This is a genomic window from Streptococcus mitis, assembly GCF_026782895.1.
GTDB lineage: Bacteria > Bacillota > Bacilli > Lactobacillales > Streptococcaceae > Streptococcus > Streptococcus mitis_CB.
Genome location: NZ_JAKUXJ010000001.1, coordinates 165,522 through 185,218, shown reverse-complemented (window position 1 = coordinate 185,218; position 19,697 = coordinate 165,522). Strand labels below are relative to the sequence as shown.

The window sequence follows — 19,697 nt, the reverse complement described above, 5'->3', positions numbered from 1 at the left end:
TTTCCTCGGTTTCAATTTCTTATAGGTAAAGGAATTTGAAGATAGCTACTGCCGCAATTGCTGCTGCGATCGGTGCTACTACTGGTACCCAAGAATACCACCATTTTGAATCACCTTTGTGCTCACCAAGAACTGATTTTGGAAGGAAAGCATGAAGGAGACGTGGCCCCAAGTCACGGGCTGGGTTTAAGGCAGGTCCTGTAGGTCCACCAAGTGATGTTACCAAGGCCATAACAAGGAATCCAAGTGCCAAGTGAGCAATTCCAAGACCAGAAGCTGTATGAGGTGCTGTTTGAGCTTTAATTGCTAAATCAGAGAAGTCAACTGTTTGGCCTGCTTGACTAGCCATTTGTTTCATGTATTGAAGAACCTCAGCACCAAAGAAGTTTTTAGTCAATCCAAGAGCTGCAAAGAAAAGAACAAATGAACCGATAAACTCGTTTACAAAACCGTTAACAGTTGCTGCAAAGCGTGATTCTTTTGTACCTTGATCCAAACTTGAGATTGTTGAGAAAGTACCCAAGATATTGTTTGGATTTTCAGTTTTCAAGTAGTATGGGCGGTGTGTTGCCACAACCAAGGCTTGACCAAAGATAGCACCCAAAACTTGTGCAAGGATATAAGGCGCTACTTGTGCCCAAGGGAAGAGACCGCTGATTGCAAGTCCAAGAGTGAAGGCTGGGTTGATGTGGTTACCTGATACGTTACCAAACATCAAAGCTGGAATCATAACCCCCATACCGTAACCAACAGCGATAACGAGCCAGCCACTTTGGTGACCTTTCGTACCTTTAAGTTCAACGTTAGCAACTGCACCATTACCAAGAATGATCAAAATAGCAGTTCCCAAGAATTCAGTGGCATATTTAATTGCCCATGTAAAATCCATTTGATAGATTCTCCTTAAAATTTTTTAGACAATCCTTATTCTATCAATTTTTATATCTTTTAGCAATATGTTTTCTAAAAGAATATATGAGAAAGCGGTTTTATTTCTTATAAAAAACAAAAGGATTAAGGGAGTAATTTTCCTTAATCCGAAAGTTCTTATTCTTGACGTTGTCCGAAATCTGCAATCATTTGCTCCATTTCTTGTCGACTCGGAGTTGTCAGCATATAAAGGTAATCTCCTTGAAGTTCCGCAAAGGCAGCTGGCATGATTTTTTTAACCTTGAACTGCTGGCTGTATTTAGCAAGCAAGTCCTCCTCAGAATAGACATAGTGAGCATTTGCACGACGTGATGTAGCCAAACAATACTGAGGTTCAAAGTCTGACGCTGGGAACTCTTCTCCTGCGACAATAGCTGCATAGCCACGATAGAGATCCAAGGAATGAGCAAAATTATAAACATCAATGGTGAAACCACCTGCAGGACGATTATTGTACTCGATAGCGATGTAATCATCTCCCTCGCGGAAGAATTCGATATGGAAAAAACGTTCTTTCATACCAAATTCCTTGACAATTGCTTCCCCATACTTGCGAAGTTTGGGATCCATATCCTTGAGTACATAGTAAGAATTGTCCATCTTATAAATCATGAGATCAAGCGGTGTATAGGCGTAATCAAAAGTTGTTGAAAAGACAATCTTTCCATCCTTATCCACTAGACCATCAAAGGTGCAAATTTCGCTAGAAGTGACAAATTTTTCAAAGAAATAAACGGTCGAATGGTCCCATTCTTGCTTGAAGTGATTGATATCGTCTTCTGTTTCAAGCTTAAAGGTCGCGGCTGCTCCCACTCCATTGTCAGGTTTGGCAATCATTGGCAGGCCGATTTCATTCACAGCTTGATCAACATCTGCTTCCGTCTTGATAACTGCTCCAGGTACCACAGGGACACCTGCTTTTTTGAAAAACTTCTTCATTTCAGACTTAAATTTCGTCTTTTTGAGATCCTCTGGTTTGGCACCAAAAACATTGAATTGTTCTCTGAGTGTTGCGTCCAGCTCAAGCCAGTATTCATTGTGGGACTCGATACGATCGATTGGACCATGCTTATAGAAAAGAAAGGCTACAGCACGTTTGACTTCGTCTATGTTCTCAAGATTGTCCACACGGAAATACTCGGTCAGGCTATTGCGTAAGGGCTCATCCAATTGCTCGTAAGGTTCTTGGCCAATTCCCAAGACGGTGATGCCTTTATTAGCTAGTTCAATGGTAAACTGTTGAAAGTTTTGTGGATAGTAGGGAGAAATAACAAGGTAATTCATAGGTAACTCCTTTTATAAATAGAGATTTCCAAGGAAATAAGGCATTTGTTTGCGCCACCATTCCCAGTCGTGGGCGACATCGTGTCCCCATTCAGCAAACCAGGCTGGAATTTGTTTCTGGTCAAAGGCTTCTTTGAGCTTGTAAAAGGATGGTAAACCGTCTTGTTCCCAGGCTCCAAGACCCGTACACAGCACAATCTCTGCCTGACGATAACGGTCAATAAACCAGCCGTCGTTCTGGTTCCAGATATAATCTACTGGCGAGTTTTGGTAAATGGCATCGTCATTATAGTAATCGCCGACAAAGAAACGTGCATCGTAAACACCACTAAGAGCAATCACCTTTGTAAAAACATCTGGATGCTGGAGGAAAAAGTTGACTGCATGGTAGGCGCCCATCGAGCAACCTGTCGTCATCATGCCATCAAACCAACCTGTCTTGTGCTTGATAAAAGGAATGGCCTCCTCAATCACATAGCGCTCGTAGGCACGATGCATCTCCGCTTGGTCGTGACCGTTTTTCCAAGTGGCCAACCAGCTCTCACTGTCTACACTGGATAGGGTAAAGAACTGAACACGGCCTTCCTCGATAAAGGAAGCACAAGCATCAATCATGCCAAAATCATAGTATTCATTGTGACTACCACCTGATGAAGCAAAGACCACAACTGGAATACCATCATGCCCATAACGGTTGAGGTACATTTCACGGTTGAGGTGGCCACTCCAGTGGCTAAGATGTTCAATATGCATATTTTCTCCTTTCTTACTTTACCAGTTTTCTGCAAAAAATCTCAAACAGTCTGGTAAATTTTCCGACCATGGAATCTCACTATGAATGGCACCAGACTGAACTTTCAAGACAAGATTATCCAGACGAACTCCCCCAGCAATCAAATCATGGTAATAGCGAAGTGACGAGTCGATATAGGCTTGTTTGATATTGCCAGCCATCAAGGTCTTGTCTGTGTCATCTGCTTCTTCTGTTCCTACATAGATGAAGATGCGCTGGTCAGGCGACAGTTTTTGGCGCTCGATATAACGGTTAAATGCTTCTTGGTGGAGCCAGTTTGCAGATGAAAAGACGCCTAGGCAACCAATTTGGTCTTGGTATTCCAAACCGATAAACTGGGTAATATTGCCTCCTAGTGAAGACCCAATCATAGCCGTATGCTGGCGATTAGCTTTAGTACGGTAGGTCTCATCTATAAATGGCTTGACCACCTCCATAACAAACTCGGCATACTCCACGCCCTTACCGCCAAACTGCTGCCCCGGAATAGGAGATTCTTGGAACTTCCAAGCCGCATACTCATTCATCCGCCCCATACCATCATTGTCAATGGCAACGACAATCATGCGACTGATATCCGGATTGCGCTTAATAGCTGGAATAATCTTCCATGAGTGACCAATGAAAGACTCTTTGCTATAAAAAACATTTTGCCCGTCATGAAAGTAAACAACAGGATAAGAACGATCCGTGTCTTTCTCATAATCTTTAGGAAGAAGAACACGTACACGGCGCTCCTTACCAGTGTAAGGAACCTTGAGTTTATGCTCTTTCATCTTTAAATAAAAGTAGGATTGATTCATTGTCAGAAAACTCTCTATATTCAAAATTTTATTTTATTATATCACAATTATAGAAAAAAAGTTAGTTTTGCTTCCATTTTTGGATTAAAAACTAACTTTTTTATTTATTTTTTCTAAATTCTTTTGGATTTTCTGATTTAGAGGAGATTATCAATCAAGTCATCCACTTCATCTTTTTCAGCTTGAGGTGTAATCTCGGTAATCATGATACCAGCCACTGATCGATCAACCAAGGCTTCAACATCCATGCGCGCTTCGTACTGCTCCGCATTCTTAATCTTAGGATTTGTTTTTGGACGATCAGGCGCAAAAATCGTACAACAGTCTTCAAAGGGCTGGATTGAAATGTCAAATGTATCGATTTCTTGTGCAATATCAATGATTTCCAACTTATCCATGGTTACAACTGGACGGATGATGGGAGTGTTGGTAACGGCATTGATAGCCTGCATGCTTTCGAGGGTTTGGCTGGCTACTTGACCTAGACTCTCCCCATTGATGATAACCAAACCATTTCGCACCTCACGAATACGATCTGTAATCCGCATCATAAAGCGACGAGTTAGAGTCATCAAGTAAGCTTCTGGCGCTTTAGCCTTGATTTCCTCTTGAATCTCTGTAAAAGGAACTTCGATAAACTGGATATTGCCCCCAAACTTGGTTAATTTACGGGTCAAATCTTGGGCTTTTTTTAGTGCACCAGGACTCGTGTAAGGTGGGCTGGCAAAGTGAACTGCCTCTATATCTACCCCTCGTTTAAGCGCTAGATAGCCAGCTACAGGTGAATCAATTCCTCCTGACAACATAAGCATCCCTTTACCTGAAGTTCCAACTGGCAAACCACCAGCTCCACGAATGGTTTCATAAGAAAGATAAGCTGCCTCTTCACGAATCTCTACTTGGAGATTGATATCGGGACTTTTCATTTGAGCTTGCACATTTGGAATAGCTTCAAAAACAGCCCCTCCAAGTGTTTGATTGAGTTCACGACTATCGAGTTCAAAGTTGTGGTCGCTACGCTTGCTAGAAATCTTAAAGGTCATGCCTTCCTTGTAGATGTCCTGCATAATCTCTTGCACAGAAGACTTCAGAACTTCTACAGATTTTTCAACCTTATATACTGGAGAAAAATTTTGAATCCCAAATACTTGTTTGAGCGATTCTGCTACCGCTGTGTAATCAGCTCCGTTGAGATAAGCATGGGCACGGTCGCGATCTGCCGTTACCTTAACTTGGGGATAGATTGACAAAACGTCTGAAATATTATTGCGAAGTTTATTGATGAAACGCATACGATTTTTACCCTTGGTTGACAGCTCACCGTAGCGAATCATAATTTCTGAATACTGCATGAATGCTCCTATCTTACTTTTCTAGTTTGGTTGTAAATTAATTTTAACTTGGTCAAAAACTGCTCGACCTGACTCATATCATTTTCAAGGTCTAGGCTTAAACGCACGGCTGACTGGGCCTTATCCTTGTCCACTCCCATGGCAATCAAGGTACCTGCAGGTTTCCCAGCCTTGGACGAACAAGCAGAGGTCGTTGAGATGAAAATATCATAGTCTTCAAAGGCGTGAACGATGACTTCACCACGAACACCCTTGATTCCAAAAGTCAGAATATGAGGGGCGAAGTCTTCCTCATCTGAAAAGACAAAAATATCTGGATAGTCCAGAAGAGCTTGACGAATCACTGCCTTCATCTGGCCAGTCTTGCTCCTAAAGATATCTAGCTTTTCCATAGATAAACGGAGAGCCTTGGCTGTCGCTGCAATTCCTGCCACATTTTCAGTTGTCGAACGATAATCTCGCTCCTGACCACCACCTGTTAAAATAGGCGTAATCTTCTTGCCAGACTTGATATAGACAAAACCAACACCACGAACTCCGTGGAACTTGTGACTAGAGAAGGTCGCGAAATCCACTCGATCAGTCAAATATTTTTCAGTCGGAATCTTGGCAAGCGCCTGAACCGCATCAACGTGGAAGGAAATAGTCGGCTTGTCTGCTAACAGTTCTGAAATAGCTTGAATAGGTTGAATCGAGCCGATTTCATTGTTCACAGCCATGACGGAAACGAGGGTCGTATCAGGTCGTATCAAATCTGCTAACGCTTCAACATCCACAAATCCTTTGTTATCAACTGGAGCAAAATCCACTTCAAATCCTTGACTTTTCAACCAGAGGGCTGACTCTTTGACTGCCGGATGTTCAATGGCTGATACAATGATGTGCTTTCCAAATTGAGCTTTTTCAAAGGCCACACCCTTGATGACCCAGTTATCTCCTTCTGTCCCACCAGAAGTAAAGAAGATTTCATCGCTTTTCTTACCAATTAAATCTGCAATCTGTTGGCGAGAAGCATCTAAGATTCGTGTTGCCTGGTCCCCTAAACGATGAAGACTAGATGGATTTCCTAAAATTTTTGAAGCTACCTGCATATAGGTTTCAAGGGCTTCAGGATAGGGCTTGGTCGTCGCCGAATTATCAAAGTAAATCATGTTTCTCACGCTTTCTAAAATCACTCCTTCTATTGTATCATGAAACGGAGCTTGCGACAAGAAAGGGCAATTCCTCTTTTTTTAAGATTTTTTTAAAGAAATGAGGTATAATAAATTTTAATTAAAGGAGAGAATGCATGTCTAATTATCGTAGAACTTCAAAACCAAAAACAGAACACATCAAAAAAGGCTTTACAGTCTTTCAAAAAACCGTTGCGACTATCGGTAGTATTCTTGGCTTAATTACCGCTAGTATCACTATCATGAACGCCTTGGATAATAACAAAAATACTAAAAAAGAACCTACGACAAGCCAGACGACAACAATTGTCAAAGAAATTCAAAAGGAATCCCCTCAGGAAAATACTAGTCCCAATAAGGAAAATAATACTAGTCAAGAAAAAACACAACAAGAAGAAACGCCAAAATCTAGCGTCAAAGAAGAGAAAAAAGAAGAGCAGAAAACAGCAACTCAGGACTCTACTACTCCTGCTCCAAGTAAACCTGCCACTGAAAATGAAAAACAGTCCAATACCCCAACTTCAGAAAATAAAAGTAATCAATAGCCAGTAAAATAGCTTCCTTCCAAATTTGGAAAGAAGCTATTTTTTATTGTTGTAAAACTTTTCTTGGTTTGGTTCCTTCAGCTGGACCAATGACACCTGCCATCTCCAGTTCTTCCATGAGGCGGGTCGCACGGTTAAATCCAACAGACAAACGACGCTGAATCATGGATGCACTGGCTTTCTGAGTTTCAATAACCAAAGCCTTGGCTTCTTCAAAGAGAGGATCACCGCCAGCATCTCCATCTGAAAATTCTCCTTCATTTTCAGAAACCTCACCTGGATCAAAACTCTCATCGTAGTCCGCATCTGCCTGAACTTTGATGAAGTTTACGATGCGCTCGACATCATCATCCGAGATAAAGGAGCCTTGGAGACGAACTGGATGATTTTCATCAATCGGTTTAAAGAGCATATCTCCACGTCCAAGCAGTTTTTCCGCTCCATTTTCATCCAAGATGGTGCGCGAGTCTGTCCCTGATGATACCGCAAACGCCACTCGAGATGGGACATTGGCTTTGATTAGACCAGAGATGACATCAACGGATGGACGCTGGGTTGCAAGAATCATGTGGATACCGGCAGCACGCGCCTTCTGCCCAAGACGAATGATGGCATCTTCCACTTCCTTGCTGGCCACCATCATAAGGTCAGCCAACTCATCCACAATTACAACAATGAGTGGTAGCGGAATCTGCTTGTACTCAGACTGGGCATTAAACTCTTCTACCTTAGCATTAAAACCTGCAATATTCCGAACTCCTACCTTTGCAAAGAGTTCATAACGATTTTCCATCTCGTCCACAACCTTTTGCAGGGCCTTGCTGGCCTTGCGTGGATTGGTCACAACTGGAATCAAGAGGTGAGGAATGTCATTGTAAACCGATAACTCAACCATCTTTGGATCCACCATCATAAACTTGACCTGGTCTGGTCTTGCTTTCATCAGAATGCTAGCGATAATACCGTTAACTGCGACTGACTTTCCGGATCCCGTCGAACCTGCAACAAGTAGGTGGGGCATCTTGGAAAGATCAAAGGTTCGAGCAGTTCCATTGACAGCCTTACCCAGAGGAATTTCGAGGAGATTTTCTGGTTTAGTCTGAGACTGTTCCCAGAGTTCACGGAAGGAAACGGTCGCAATTTCAGAGTTAGGAACCTCAATTCCGACTAAGGATTTCCCAGGGATCGGAGCTTCAATCCGAACATCCTTGGCTGCTAGAGCCAGCGCTAAGTCGTCTGCCAGATTGGAAATACGGTTAACCCGTACACCAACTGCTGGCTTGACTTCATACTTGGTTACCGATGGTCCTATTTCAGCCCGTTCAACCGTTACCTTGATACCAAAGCTGGCAAAGGTTTCTTCTAGGATTTTGATATTTTCTCGAACAATCTTCTTTTCCTTGGACTGATCTTTGGGTTTATCTGGCGCAAAGAGTTGCAAGCTTGGCAGCTTGTATTCAAGGGCTTCCTTGGCAGAAAAATCAACCTGTACGTCTTCATCATCAGAGCCATCTTCCTGTTCAAGGAATTCAAGTTCAGGTTGAGGAAGGATGATTTCTGGTTCTACCCACTCTTCATCTGGAAAAGGTGGAACGTCAAGCACAACATCTTCTGTCAGAATTTCACCCGTTTCCATATCAACAGGAGGCATATCGAGTAAGGCTTTTTCAGCCTCTTCTTTTTCTAATCTAGCCTCTTCCTCAGCCTTTTGGCGAGCTTTTTCTTCTTGTTTGACAAAGCGTTCCTCTTTTCGACGCTCATGCCCTTCCCACCATTTGGCAAAGCCTCTACTGAAGAATTCAGCAATATCGTAAACAGACCAAGGACTGATTAGGAGAGCGCCTGCTAAAATCAAGATAGAACCAATAAAGTAAGTGCCGATATTTGAAAAGAGAAAGGCGGTTGGAATATAAAGAGCAACCCCAATCAAGCCACCTCCAGCAAAACTGGTCGTTCGAAAACCAGTCAAATCAGTCACAACCTGAGCCATGGTTCCTTTTAGAACGGACTTGCCCAAACCATATTTCCAAACTAAGTAGGCCTCAAAAATCAGGAGCAAGCCAGCAAATATGGTGAAAAATCCTGATAAGAGTCCTTCCTGTTTTCGAATCCACTTGAAAAAGAAGAGGTAGAGCAGGATACCAAATATTGCCAGATAAGCTAGGCTACCTACTAGCAAGCGAATTAGATTGTAAAGGGTTATACCTGCAGCCCCTAATTTGAAGGCTGCAAAAATCAATAAAATCGCGATTCCCAACGAAATCAACATTCGTTGAATCGCTTCTTTTCTTTCGAGTTCTGCTTTAGACGGTCTCCGTCTTGTTTTACTTGTATTCTTGTTTGCCATTCTTCTATTATACCATATTTCACAGGCATTTCGGAAAGAGAAAAAGACTGCACCAAACGGTCCAATCTTTTCATTTTCTATCTAAGTTTTATGCTTGTGGTTTGCGTAGGTAACCATAGACCACACCACTTACGATTGCTCCTACCAAGACAGAAACGAGGTAAAGAAGAGCATTTGAAGTAAGGGCGATAACGAAGATTCCTCCGTGTGGCGCCATGAGTTTGATACCAGTAAGACCAACGAGGCCTCCTGCTACTGCTGAACCAAGGATAAAGCTTGGGATAGCACGAGCTGGATCAGCTGCACCAAATGGAATCGCTCCCTCAGTGATAAATGACAAGCCCATGATGATGTTTGTCAAACCTGAGTTGCGTTCTTCCTTAGTAAATTTGTCTTTAAAGAGAAGAGTTGCGACAAAGATTGCAAGTGGTGGCACCATTCCTCCAGCCATAACTGCTGCCATAGCCACAGAACCACCTGAAGAAACAGTCGCTGCAAGCGTACCTGTACCAAATACATAAGCCGCTTTGTTAACTGGTCCACCCATGTCAACAGCCATCATTCCTCCAAGAACGATACCAAGAAGGACAGCTGAACCTCCACCAAGACCGCCTAGGAAGTCATTCATAGCAGTATTGATTGCTGCCATTGGGATATTCACAGCTAGCATGACAAATCCAGTCAAGATTGTTCCAAGAAGTGGCAAGAGAAGAATTGATTTAGCACCTTCGAGTGAACGAGGAACTTTAACGTATTTCTTGATAGCAAGAACTAAAGCACCTGCGATAAATCCACCAACAAGGGCACCTAGGAAACCAGATGAGACACCTGCAAGAGTTGAAGTTGCTTCACCACCTGCGGCATAAGGAATTTTACCAAAGGCAAAACCTTCTTTGGCAATAGCACCAGCCACGAAACCTGCTACCAAACCTGGTTTTTCAGCGATAGAGTAGGCAACATAACCTGCAAAGACTGGGAGCATCAAGCCAAAGGCTGCACCACCAATTTTCATGAACATAGAAGCTAACTCATGGTAAGAACCAAGATTGCCAAGGTTTTCATTTGGAACACCCAAAGCACCGTCAATCAAGAAGGCAAGGGCAATCATGATACCACCACCTATAACGAATGGCAACATTTGAGATACACCACTCATCAAGTGTTTGTAGAAGGCACCACCAAGGCTTTGTTTTTCGTTGCTTGCTGTTGCAGCTTTTGCACCATTAGTGGCACGGTAGACTTCCGCTTCTCCTGAAAGAGCCAAGTTAATCAACTCTTCTGTTTTACGGATCCCGTCAGCAACCGGACGATTGATCAATGGTTTGCCATCGAAACGATCCATCTCAACCGCCTTGTCTGCAGCGATGATAACAGCTTTAGCCTTACGAATGTCTTCCGCAGTTAGTTGGTTACCAACACCGCTAGCACCGTTGGTTTCGACCTTAATTCCAACACCCATTTCAGCAGCCACTTTTTGAAGGGCTTCTTGGGCCATGTAAGTGTGGGCAATACCTGTTGTACAAGCTGTAACAGCAACGATAAAGTCACCAGAGTCATTGGTAGGTGCTTGAACTGGCTCCTCAGCTTTTTCTGAAGCTTGGTTAAAAAGTTCGATAACTTGGTCAGCTGATGTTGCTTGACGAAGTTTATCAGCAAAGCCATCTTTCATCAAGTATTGAGACAATTCTGCCAAGGCTGCCAAGTGAGTATCATTGGCGCCTTCTGGAGCAGCAATCATGAAGAAGAGGTCAGTTGGTTGTCCATCTAAACTTTCATAGTCAACACCCTTGTTTGATTTAGCAAAGAGAACAGTCGCTTCTTTTACAGCAGCATTTTTGCTGTGAGGCATTGCGATTCCATCACCCAGACCAGTAGAAGTGAGAGCTTCACGCGCCAAAATTCCTTCTTTAAATGTTTCAAAATCTGTTACATAACCGTGGTCTGTCAAACTTTTAATCATCTCGTCGATGACAGCTGTTTTTTCAGTTGCCTGCAAATCCAGCAACATGACATCTTTTCTCAATAGGTCTTGAATTTTCATCGTTTTTCTATCTCAACTTTTTCATATGTTTCTTTAATAAATTCTGCCGTTGCCAAGTCATCTGAGAATGTCGTTGCTGTTCCACAAGCAACTCCCCATTTGAAGGATTCTACTACATCTTTAGATTTGACAAATTCACCTGTAAATCCAGCAACCATAGAGTCACCAGCTCCAACTGAATTTTTGACTGTTCCCTTGATAGGTTTGGCGAAGTAAGCTCCCTCAGATGTGACAAGAAGGGCACCATCACCAGCCATAGAGATAATCACATTTTGAGCACCTTTAGCTAGGAGTTCTCGAGCGTATTTCTCAATTTCATCTAAACTTTCGAGTTTCACTCCAAAAATCGCTCCAAGCTCGTGATTATTTGGTTTGACCAAAAGTGGCTGGTAGTCCAAACTATCAATCAAGGTCTGTCCTTCAAAGTCACAAACCACTTGCGCACCAGTCTGCCGCGTCAAGGCAATCAAATCCTTGTAGATGACATTTCCTAGGTTTTTAGCACTCGAACCCGCAAACACAACCGTATCATCTGCTGTCAGACTAGATAAAATAGCTTTCAATTCTTCTAACTGGGCTGGTTCGACATTTGGACCCGTTCCGTTGATTTCTGTCTCTTGGTCTGCTTTGATTTTAACATTGATACGAGTATCTTCTGCCACTTGGACAAAACGTGTCTCGATTGCTTCATCAGCCAAAGTATCTGTGATAAATTTACCAGTAAAACCTCCGATAAATCCCGTCGCAGTATTGGGTATATCCAAACGTTTCAAGACACGACTGACATTGATTCCTTTCCCACCAGCAAACTTATCATCACTATCCATACGATTGACACTACCGACTTGGACTTGGTCCAAACGAACGATATAATCAATAGATGGATTGAGTGTGACTGTATAAATCATACTTCTATTACCTCCGTTTTCTCCTTAATAGCCTGCAAGAGCTCATGCCCTTGACTTGTGATAACAATAGCTCGTTTGAGTGGTGCTACTTTGGCAAAGCAAGTTTGTCCAATTTTTGACGAATCCACCAAGACATAGGTCTGTTTGGCATTCTCTAAAATAGCACGCTTAACAGCTCCCTCCTCCATATCAGGAGTCGTATAATAGCCATCGTCCACACCATTCATTCCGATAAAGGCACGGTCAAAGTGCAATTGGTTAATCTGGTTAAGAGCAACGCCCCCTATGCTAGCATCTGTCGCCATCTTGACACTTCCTCCAACCATGACAGTTGGAATCTGCTTTTCAACCAACTGAGCAGCATGGTGAATCGAGTTGGTCACGACTGTAACATTCTTATTGCCCAATTCATGAATCAAAAAGGCAGTTGTTGTTCCAGCATCGATAAAGATGACATCTTGTTCCTTGATGAGAGAGGCCGCCTTCTGAGCTAACAACTTCTTCTCTTGAAGGTTTTTGACAGATTTTTCTTGAATGGTTTCTTCTTCCTGCAAGGAATGGGGCAATTCTGCTCCACCATGTACGCGACGAAGCTTGTTTTCTGCTTCCAACTCATCCAAGTCTCTTCGAACCGTTGATTCTGACGTTTCTAGCAAACTAACTAATTTCTCTAGAGAAACTACATGATGTTGATTTAACTCCTCTAAAATCAGTTGTTTCCGCTCTGTTTTTAACACTGAATCACCTCCTGTTATCGTTTACACTATTCATTCTATCACACTTTCTTTCAAAGTCAAGCATTTTTTATCATTTTCTTTCATTTTCTGTCACTAACTCCTTAACTTTAAATAAATTTGCAAGAAAGAAGGCTTTATGGTAGACTAAGTTAGTAAACAATGGAAGATTACTCAAGAGGCTTAAGAGGCCGTGTTGGAAACGCGGTAGGCGTGTTAAAGCGTGCGTGGGTTCGAATCCCATGTCTTCCGTTTATTTTAAAAAAGATACCCAAGAAATCTGTACTGCACCCCAAAAGTTAGACAGAAAAAATCTAACTTTTGGGGTGTTTTATTATGAAATTGAGTTATGATGATAAAGTTCAGATCTATGAACTTAGAAAACAAGGATATAGCTTAGAGAAGCTTTCAAATAAATTTGGGATAAACAATTCTAATCTTAGGTACATGATTAAATTGATTGATCGTTACGGAATAGAGTTCGTCAAAAAAGGAAAGAATTGTTACTATTCTCCTGAACTAAAACAAGAGATCATTGATAAAGTTCTTCTTGAGGGGCATTCACAAATTAGGGCGTCTCTGGATTATGCTCTTCTAAGTAGTGGATTACTTTCGAATTGGCTGGCACAATATAAGAAAAACGGGTATACTATTGTTGAGAAAACAAGAGGGAGACCACCTAAAATGGGACGTAAGCCAAAGAAGAGATTTGAAGATATGACAGAATTAGAACGTCTTCAAGCAGAAAATGAGTACTTGAGAGCGGAGAATGCCATTCTAAAAAAGTTGAGAGAACTCCGATTGAGAGACGAAAAGGAGCAAGAAGAAAAACGGAAATTGTTCAAGGACTGGTAACAGAGTTTTCTTTAGATATCCTTCTAAAGATTATTAAACTTGCCCGTTCAACTTATTATTACCACTTAAAACAGCTGGATCAAAGCGATAAAGATTATGATATTAAAGCTGAAATTCAGTCAATTTATACTGAGCATAAAGGAAATTACGGCTATCGTCGCATGACTCTAGAATTACGAAATCGTGGCTTCGTAGTGAACCATAAGAAGGTGCAGCGTCTGATGAAAGTACTTGGTTTAACGGCTCGAATTCGCCGTAAACGGAAGTATTCTTCATAACAAGGAGAGGTTGGCAAGAAAGCAGATAATCTTATTCAACGTCAATTTGAAGCAACCAAACCAATGCAAAAGTGCTACACAGATGTGACAGAATTTGCCATTCCAGCAAGCACTCAAAAGCTTTACTTATCGCCAGTTTTAGATGGTTTTAACAGCGAAATCATCGCTTATAATCTTTCTACATCACCGAACTTAGAACAAGTAAAAGCTATGTTAGACCAGGCTTTCGGTGAGGAACATTACGAGAATACCATTCTCCATAGTGACCAAGGCTGGCAATACCAACACGATTCTTATCATCGGTTCCTAGAGAGTAAGGGAATTCAAGCATCCATGTCACGTAAGGGTAACAGCCCAGACAATGGTATGATGGAGTCCTTCTTTGGGATTCTGAAATCGGAAATGTTTTATGGTTATGAGAAGTCGTTTCAGTCGCTTAAGCAATTGGAACAAGCTATTGTAGACTATATTGATTACTACAACAATAAACGAATTAAGGTAAAACTAAAAGGACTTAGCCCTGTACAATACAGAACTAAATCCTTTGCTTAAATTAATTGTCTAACTTTTTGGGGTCAGTACAATCTTGGGTATCTTTTTTCTTATATGCTTGTTTTATAACTCGGGTGAATTTCTTAGAAAATATCAAATAACAATTTCACATTGAGAATTGTTAAGATAATGGAAACGATATAGCCAAGGATGGTATTCCATTTGGCATTGGTAAATTCTCCCATCAGTGATTTCTTAGAAGTTAGATAAATCAGTGGGAAGATTGAAAATGGAAGAGCAATCGAAAGAAAGACTTGTGAATAAACCAATAACTGATCCAATGTTTTTTCCTGATGACCAAACAGAACCGCTACAATCATGACAGGCAACAAGGCAAAGAGACGAGTTGCCAAACGAATGAACCATTGAGGTAATCTCATATGCAAGAAACCTTCCATAACGATTTGTCCAGTCAAGGTACCCGTAATTGTCGAATTTTGACCACTGGCTAATAAAGCCAAGGCAAACAAGGTTGATAAGGTCGAGCTAGCTATAGCTCCTGCAATAGTAGAATCCTGCAAGGCATTATACATTTGAGAGAAGGCAGAAATCTCAGATGCATGGCCGAAAAAGAGAGCCGCCCCGAGAATTAATAGAAGGGAGTTAACCACAAAGGCCAAGGATAATTGGAGATTTGAATCCCAGGTCATAAAGCGCACGGCTTTTCGAACATCATTCTTGTCCTTGTGATTGATTTTCCGAGTTTGTGACAAGGAAGAATGCAAATAGAGGTTATGGGGCATAACCGTTGCTCCCACGATCCCTAGTGCCAAGGTTAATTGACTTTCATGCCCTGGCAAGGGACTTTCAAATAAGGTTGCATTCGGTAGATAACCCTCAACGATTCCTTGGAAGCTTGGATGTGACAAAGCTACCAGATAGGTAAAAATTGCTAGAATGGTTAAAATCAGTGTTGTCACAATAGCTTCAATCTTCTTAAAGCCAAATTTCATCAGAAGCAATAAGAGAAAAACATCCAACACGGTCAAGAGAATTGCTATCATAATCGGAATCTTAAAGAGAAGATTGAGAGCAATCGCTGAACCTAGAACTTCTGCCAGATCTGTCGCCATCAAGGCTAATTCTAAAATCACCCATAGACTATAACGAAGCCATTTAGGTGAATGATGAGCCGTTGCTTGAGCCAGGTCCATCTGGGTTACAATACCAAGCTTTCCTGCCATCTGCTGAAGTTGCATGGCAATGAGAGATGAAATCAAGATAACAAACAAGAGACTATACTTATAGGAAGCACCACCGACTACACTGGTAATCCAGTTTCCTGGATCCATATAACCAACTGCGACAAGAGCACCCGGACCTAAAAAGGCATTTAAATTTTGCCAGAAATGATTGTTATTTGGAGTATCGATAGATTGATTAATCTCAGAGAGTGACACTTTTTTATGAGAAGACATAGATACTTACCTCTTTCTAAACCTACTTTTTCATTATTTTCTATTAGAGAAAAATAAGATTGACTTTAAACTATTAAAACAATGAAAACTATATGAAAAACATTTAGTTTTTTCATTATTTTTCTTAAGGCACCTTAATATTTTTCTTAAGGCACCTTAATTATAACACAAAAAATGAAAACTATATGAAAAACATTTAGTTTTTTCATTATTTTTCTTAAGGCACCTTAATTATAACAGAAAATATGATAAAAACTTAAGAAAATTCAGGACTTGATTTAATATTTAGGATACAACAAAATGTTGTATTCTTTTTTTGCAAAAGAATACCAAAGAATAAAATAAAAAACGTTGTAAAAACAACGTTTTAGAAAGATTTACAAAACAATGTAAATTATCAATGGAGCCGGTGGGAATCGAACCCACGTCCAAACACCTGCTAACATATTTGTCTACAACCATAGGTTATGTATTCGTTTAACAGTCCCTCGACACATAACTCAAGCCTAGAAACTGCGAGTCTATCAATCTCTTATCAAGCCGCTAGACAAGACTTGATCGTATCTCGCTAATAATAAGACCTGTCATTGAACACGAGCAATCCAAATCGGGTCACGCCTGCTGGTTTTTAGGCAGCTAGAGCGTAAGAAGTGTTATTTTTTGCAGTTATATTTAACTGAGCGTTTACGTCGCCACACGAGTCGCAAAATATGCCTCATAATGCCTGTCGAATCCGTAACGACCCCAAAAGACAATAAAACCATTATACCTTATCTAACACAAAAATGCAAAAAGGAAAGCAATTAACTACAAAAGATAGTCTTTCAAAGATTTTGTCAAAACCTGATAACCAGCAACACTAAGGTGCAACCCATCAGTTGTATAATCTTTTTTGAGTTGACCTGCCTGGTCTGTCAAACTATCAAAAACTGGCACAAATTCTACCTGCATATAGGCAGAAGCAAGCTCTTGATAGGCTTGATTCCATTTCTGAATTTTTTCATTCGTGCGGATATAGACTGTCTGCTTGTACTCTTCTCCCTCATTGACTGGCAAAATAGAAAGCAATTTAATCTCAGTCAATGGATAATCGCGAGCAATGGATTGTATGATAGCTTCGAGGTTATTGAGAGCCTCATTCACAGGCACATCTTTTCCGATATCATTTGTCCCAATCAAAAGGACAATTTTATCTACTGCTCCACCGTACAGATGCGCATCTAGATTTTCTAATAACAGCCCTGTCTGATACCCTCGAATGCCTCGATTGACAATCGTCTTCGAAGTCCCAAATAGTTCCTGCAGAGGATAATATTCGACAATGGAATCCCCAATAAAAAGAATGTCTGGCTCTACAACAGAAACCTGATTTAAGTGACGATACTTGGTTTGGATTTTTTCTTGTTCCTTTAGTAACCAATTTTCTAATAACTGTACTGCCACTTCATTCTCCTTTTTCTAACCAGTTTTCCAAGACTTGATAAACTCCGCCTTGGCTGTTGGCTGGCGCTAGAGCCGTCGCCACAGCTTTGGCCTTATCATCAGCATTTTCCATCGCATAGGCAATTCCAGCCATTTCAAGCATTTCAACATCATTTTCACTGTCACCAAAAGCCATGATTTGTTGGGAGGTCAAGTCCCAGCGCTTGAGTAATTCTTCCAAGCCCCATGCTTTATGAATTCCAGCTTGAAGGATATCAATGCAACCATAGCCACTCGATACAGCACGAACACGGCCATCAAAGAGGTCATTGATTTCTTCCAAGACCGAACTCAAACGTTCCTCACCAACAACCATACTCATCTTGAGCACACCACCAAAGAGGTCAGAGGTTAATTCGTCCACAAATTGCATCCGTTGGTAGAATTTTTCAATCATTTCTGGAGTCATAAAACTTTCAAGGTCTGTAAAAATCGTACCTTCTTTGACGAAACCACCCTTCATAGACGTTACAACAAACTGATCCTGACACGCTCGACCCTTAAAATGAGCCAAAGCCTTATCGACAATGGCATCATCCCAAGTCTGAGCCTGAATCAGTTCATTGTTTTCAAAAATACGAGCACCGTTTGCAACAACCAGAACCACCCGATCGACCAAGTGCTCCAGTAGTTGCCTCATGCGGTGAATTTCATTCCCAGTCGCAATGACAAAACGAATACCCCTTTGATCCAACTGATCTAAAATCTTTTCCAAACGTGGGAGATCAAGCTGGCCTCTAGCATCCAGCAAGGTCCCATCCATATCTGTTGCAATTACCTTAATCGTCATTTACTTTCCTCTGGATTCAAGCTAGTCCCACTTCAATCCCACATGTTCGTTCATTTCTTTATAGGCTGTATCAATTCGTTCCTTAGTCGCTTCATCTAACTGGTCACGATGACTACCACCCTCGATAAAATCTTCTAAGATATAGGTTTGGTAAAGGAAGAGTGGATAACCTTCTGGAGAATAGGTTCCTTTTGGTGTACGGTTTACCCAAGAAGGATGCGCTTTTGCAGTTTCGATTGTCGTCTTACCGGCTTTTTTCTTAACAGTCACATCCATGAGCACGCCGCGCTCTGTCCACTTAGCATTCTCTTCATCTTGCATGGTTTCAATTCGTTGATTGGAAATGAAGTTCCCCATTGAATAGATAATGAGTTTCTTGTCCCCATCTTTTTCAACCGTTTCAGATGGTTCAACTACGTGAGGGTGCCCTCCAAAGATAATATCCGCTCCCCAATCGATCATCTTGTGATAAAGAGCCTTTTGTTCTTCAGTTGGTTCCAAGCGATACTCCACACCCATCTGAGGCATGATAATGGTGATATCTGCTTCCTTCTCTGCTCGTTCAATTTCAGCCTTCATCTTGTCTTCATTTAGGTCTGAAAGATAGCGGTTATAGTCTTCTTGAGAAATACTTTGCTCAATTCCATTAAAACCATAAGAATAGGCTAAAAGTGCAACCTTGATGCCGTTCACTTCCTTGATAACCAGTGGAGCTTGATCACGTGACTCATGCGTATACACTCCAATAGGTGTCATTCCTGCCTTCTCAATAGCATCTGCTGTTGAAACCACACCTTCTATTTGTGAATCTAGGATATGGTTATGCGCCAAGTCTAGCACTTGATAACCGGCATCCTTGATGGCATCCATAACTTCACCAGGTGCATTAAATAGAGGATAACCTGCCAAATAGTGGTCCTTGTTCACAGTACCTTCAAAATCACCTATAATTAGGTCTGCTTGTTTGAGCCATGGTTTCACATAATCAAAATTCTCATGAAAATCATAGGTCCCATCTTCTTTTAAAGCCGAACGATAAATAGGAATATGATAAAGGAGGTCCCCATTGGCCATAATTCTAGCAGTTTTTTCCTCTTCCTGATCTTTAGTATTTTGATTGGTCTTATTTGCTTCTTGAGAAATGGCATCCTTTTTTTGACTGGTTAAGGGGATTCCTTGGAAGCTTTCAAACAACAAGACCAAGCCCATTGATAAAGCAACTGCTAGCAAGAGTATCGCCACAAATCCCTTATTACTCCACTTGCGATAACTCCTAAAAAAGTTTACAAAACCCCTCATAAAACGAAAAACTGGTCCACGTTTATGTCTATCTTGTCTTCTTTGCATCTTTATTCTCCCTACTTTCTAAATGCAAGCCTTTTCTTTTTATTATATCACATATAAGTAATTCTT

Annotated in this window: 15 protein-coding genes, 1 tRNA gene, 1 other RNA gene and 1 pseudogene; 3 read left to right on the top strand and 15 right to left on the bottom strand. The window is 41.3% G+C overall.

Translation table 11 applies throughout. The features are described from left to right. Positions 1-19 precede the first annotated feature (19 nt). The 6 genes from gla to MK480_RS00855 form a co-directional block, all read right to left on the bottom strand. Positions 20-889, bottom strand: coding sequence for an aquaglyceroporin Gla (gene gla / locus MK480_RS00880; protein WP_125452235.1), 870 nt, complete (start codon positions 887-889; stop codon positions 20-22). Between the two features lie 158 nt (positions 890-1,047). Continuing rightward, the gene (locus tag MK480_RS00875) at positions 1,048-2,214 is read right to left on the bottom strand and encodes an ATP-grasp domain-containing protein (RefSeq protein ID WP_268707061.1); all 1,167 of its coding nucleotides are present in this window, start codon (positions 2,212-2,214) and stop codon (positions 1,048-1,050) included. A 12-nt stretch (positions 2,215-2,226) separates the two neighbouring features. Further along, the gene (locus MK480_RS00870) at positions 2,227-2,967 is read right to left on the bottom strand and encodes an esterase family protein (RefSeq protein ID WP_268707060.1); all 741 of its coding nucleotides are present in this window, start codon (positions 2,965-2,967) and stop codon (positions 2,227-2,229) included. A gap of 18 nt (positions 2,968-2,985) precedes the next feature. Continuing rightward, a complete protein-coding gene (locus MK480_RS00865; protein ID WP_268707059.1) occupies positions 2,986-3,810 on the bottom strand; it encodes an alpha/beta hydrolase in 825 nt (274 codons plus the stop codon). A gap of 137 nt (positions 3,811-3,947) precedes the next feature. After that, positions 3,948-5,162, bottom strand: a complete 1,215-nt coding sequence (gene thiI, locus MK480_RS00860) for a tRNA uracil 4-sulfurtransferase ThiI (RefSeq protein WP_268707058.1) — start codon at positions 5,160-5,162, stop codon at positions 3,948-3,950. 8 nt (positions 5,163-5,170) lie between these two features. Then, a complete protein-coding gene (locus MK480_RS00855; RefSeq protein ID WP_268707057.1) occupies positions 5,171-6,313 on the bottom strand; it encodes a cysteine desulfurase family protein in 1,143 nt (380 codons plus the stop codon). Positions 6,314-6,450: 137 nt separating this feature from the next. Between MK480_RS00855 and MK480_RS00850 the strand changes: the two genes are divergently transcribed. Next, complete coding sequence (locus tag MK480_RS00850; protein ID WP_261028639.1) at positions 6,451-6,879, top strand: DUF6556 family protein; 429 nt, start codon at positions 6,451-6,453, stop codon at positions 6,877-6,879. Positions 6,880-6,922: 43 nt separating this feature from the next. On the opposite strand, the gene MK480_RS00845 is transcribed toward MK480_RS00850, so the two are convergent. The 4 genes from MK480_RS00845 to MK480_RS00830 all read right to left on the bottom strand — a co-directional run bounded on the left by MK480_RS00845 (position 6,923) and on the right by MK480_RS00830 (position 12,912). After that, positions 6,923-9,226: a DNA translocase FtsK gene (locus tag MK480_RS00845; protein WP_326845932.1), complete on the bottom strand. Its 2,304-nt coding sequence runs from the start codon at positions 9,224-9,226 to the stop codon at positions 6,923-6,925. Between the two features lie 88 nt (positions 9,227-9,314). Continuing rightward, on the bottom strand, positions 9,315-11,267 hold the full coding sequence (locus tag MK480_RS00840) for a PTS fructose transporter subunit IIABC (RefSeq protein ID WP_223340258.1): 1,953 nt from the start codon (positions 11,265-11,267) through the stop codon (positions 9,315-9,317). Beyond that, positions 11,264-12,175 (bottom strand): 1-phosphofructokinase, encoded by a 912-nt coding sequence (gene pfkB, locus MK480_RS00835; RefSeq protein ID WP_268707056.1) that lies wholly within the window; start codon positions 12,173-12,175, stop codon positions 11,264-11,266. Before pfkB ends, MK480_RS00840 begins: the two co-directional genes overlap by 4 nt. Next, a complete protein-coding gene (locus MK480_RS00830; protein ID WP_049499468.1) occupies positions 12,172-12,912 on the bottom strand; it encodes a DeoR/GlpR family DNA-binding transcription regulator in 741 nt (246 codons plus the stop codon). Before MK480_RS00830 ends, pfkB begins: the two co-directional genes overlap by 4 nt. Positions 12,913-13,073: 161 nt before the next feature. Here MK480_RS00830 and MK480_RS00825 point away from each other — a divergent pair. Beyond that, positions 13,074-13,161 (top strand) — tRNA-Ser (locus MK480_RS00825). Between the two features lie 84 nt (positions 13,162-13,245). Next, a pseudogene (locus MK480_RS00820) lies at positions 13,246-14,594 on the top strand (IS3 family transposase). An 83-nt stretch (positions 14,595-14,677) separates the two neighbouring features. On the opposite strand, the gene MK480_RS00815 reads toward MK480_RS00820, so the two are convergent. From MK480_RS00815 to MK480_RS00795, 5 genes are all read right to left on the bottom strand, one after another. Next, positions 14,678-16,012 (bottom strand): Nramp family divalent metal transporter, encoded by a 1,335-nt coding sequence (locus MK480_RS00815; protein ID WP_000094601.1) that lies wholly within the window; start codon positions 16,010-16,012, stop codon positions 14,678-14,680. Between the two features lie 398 nt (positions 16,013-16,410). After that, positions 16,411-16,758, bottom strand: a transfer-messenger RNA (tmRNA) gene (gene ssrA, locus MK480_RS00810). A 61-nt stretch (positions 16,759-16,819) separates the two neighbouring features. Next, positions 16,820-17,455, bottom strand: a complete 636-nt coding sequence (locus MK480_RS00805) for an SGNH/GDSL hydrolase family protein (RefSeq protein WP_000290665.1) — start codon at positions 17,453-17,455, stop codon at positions 16,820-16,822. Position 17,456: 1 nt separating this feature from the next. Then, positions 17,457-18,284 (bottom strand): HAD family hydrolase, encoded by an 828-nt coding sequence (locus MK480_RS00800; RefSeq protein ID WP_049491466.1) that lies wholly within the window; start codon positions 18,282-18,284, stop codon positions 17,457-17,459. 21 nt (positions 18,285-18,305) lie between these two features. Beyond that, complete coding sequence (locus MK480_RS00795) at positions 18,306-19,631, bottom strand: CapA family protein (protein WP_326845931.1); 1,326 nt, start codon at positions 19,629-19,631, stop codon at positions 18,306-18,308. Positions 19,632-19,697 lie beyond the last annotated feature (66 nt).

What these genes read in the sequence shown, in the direction of transcription:
- MK480_RS00875 (WP_268707061.1), bottom strand. Translation starts at nt 2,214, where the DNA reads ATGAATTACCTTGTTATTTCTCCCTACTATCCACAAAACTTTCAACAG.
- MK480_RS00850 (WP_261028639.1), top strand. Translation starts at nt 6,451, where the DNA reads ATGTCTAATTATCGTAGAACTTCAAAACCAAAAACAGAACACATCAAA.
- pfkB (WP_268707056.1), bottom strand. Translation starts at nt 12,175, where the DNA reads ATGATTTATACAGTCACACTCAATCCATCTATTGATTATATCGTTCGT.
- MK480_RS00865 (WP_268707059.1), bottom strand. Translation starts at nt 3,810, where the DNA reads ATGAATCAATCCTACTTTTATTTAAAGATGAAAGAGCATAAACTCAAG.
- gla (WP_125452235.1), bottom strand. Translation starts at nt 889, where the DNA reads ATGGATTTTACATGGGCAATTAAATATGCCACTGAATTCTTGGGAACT.
- MK480_RS00840 (WP_223340258.1), bottom strand. Translation starts at nt 11,267, where the DNA reads ATGAAAATTCAAGACCTATTGAGAAAAGATGTCATGTTGCTGGATTTG.
- MK480_RS00855 (WP_268707057.1), bottom strand. Translation starts at nt 6,313, where the DNA reads ATGATTTACTTTGATAATTCGGCGACGACCAAGCCCTATCCTGAAGCC.
- thiI (WP_268707058.1), bottom strand. Translation starts at nt 5,162, where the DNA reads ATGCAGTATTCAGAAATTATGATTCGCTACGGTGAGCTGTCAACCAAG.
- MK480_RS00815 (WP_000094601.1), bottom strand. Translation starts at nt 16,012, where the DNA reads ATGTCTTCTCATAAAAAAGTGTCACTCTCTGAGATTAATCAATCTATC.
- MK480_RS00870 (WP_268707060.1), bottom strand. Translation starts at nt 2,967, where the DNA reads ATGCATATTGAACATCTTAGCCACTGGAGTGGCCACCTCAACCGTGAA.
- MK480_RS00845 (WP_326845932.1), bottom strand. Translation starts at nt 9,226, where the DNA reads ATGGCAAACAAGAATACAAGTAAAACAAGACGGAGACCGTCTAAAGCA.
- MK480_RS00800 (WP_049491466.1), bottom strand. Translation starts at nt 18,284, where the DNA reads ATGACGATTAAGGTAATTGCAACAGATATGGATGGGACCTTGCTGGAT.
- MK480_RS00795 (WP_326845931.1), bottom strand. Translation starts at nt 19,631, where the DNA reads ATGCAAAGAAGACAAGATAGACATAAACGTGGACCAGTTTTTCGTTTT.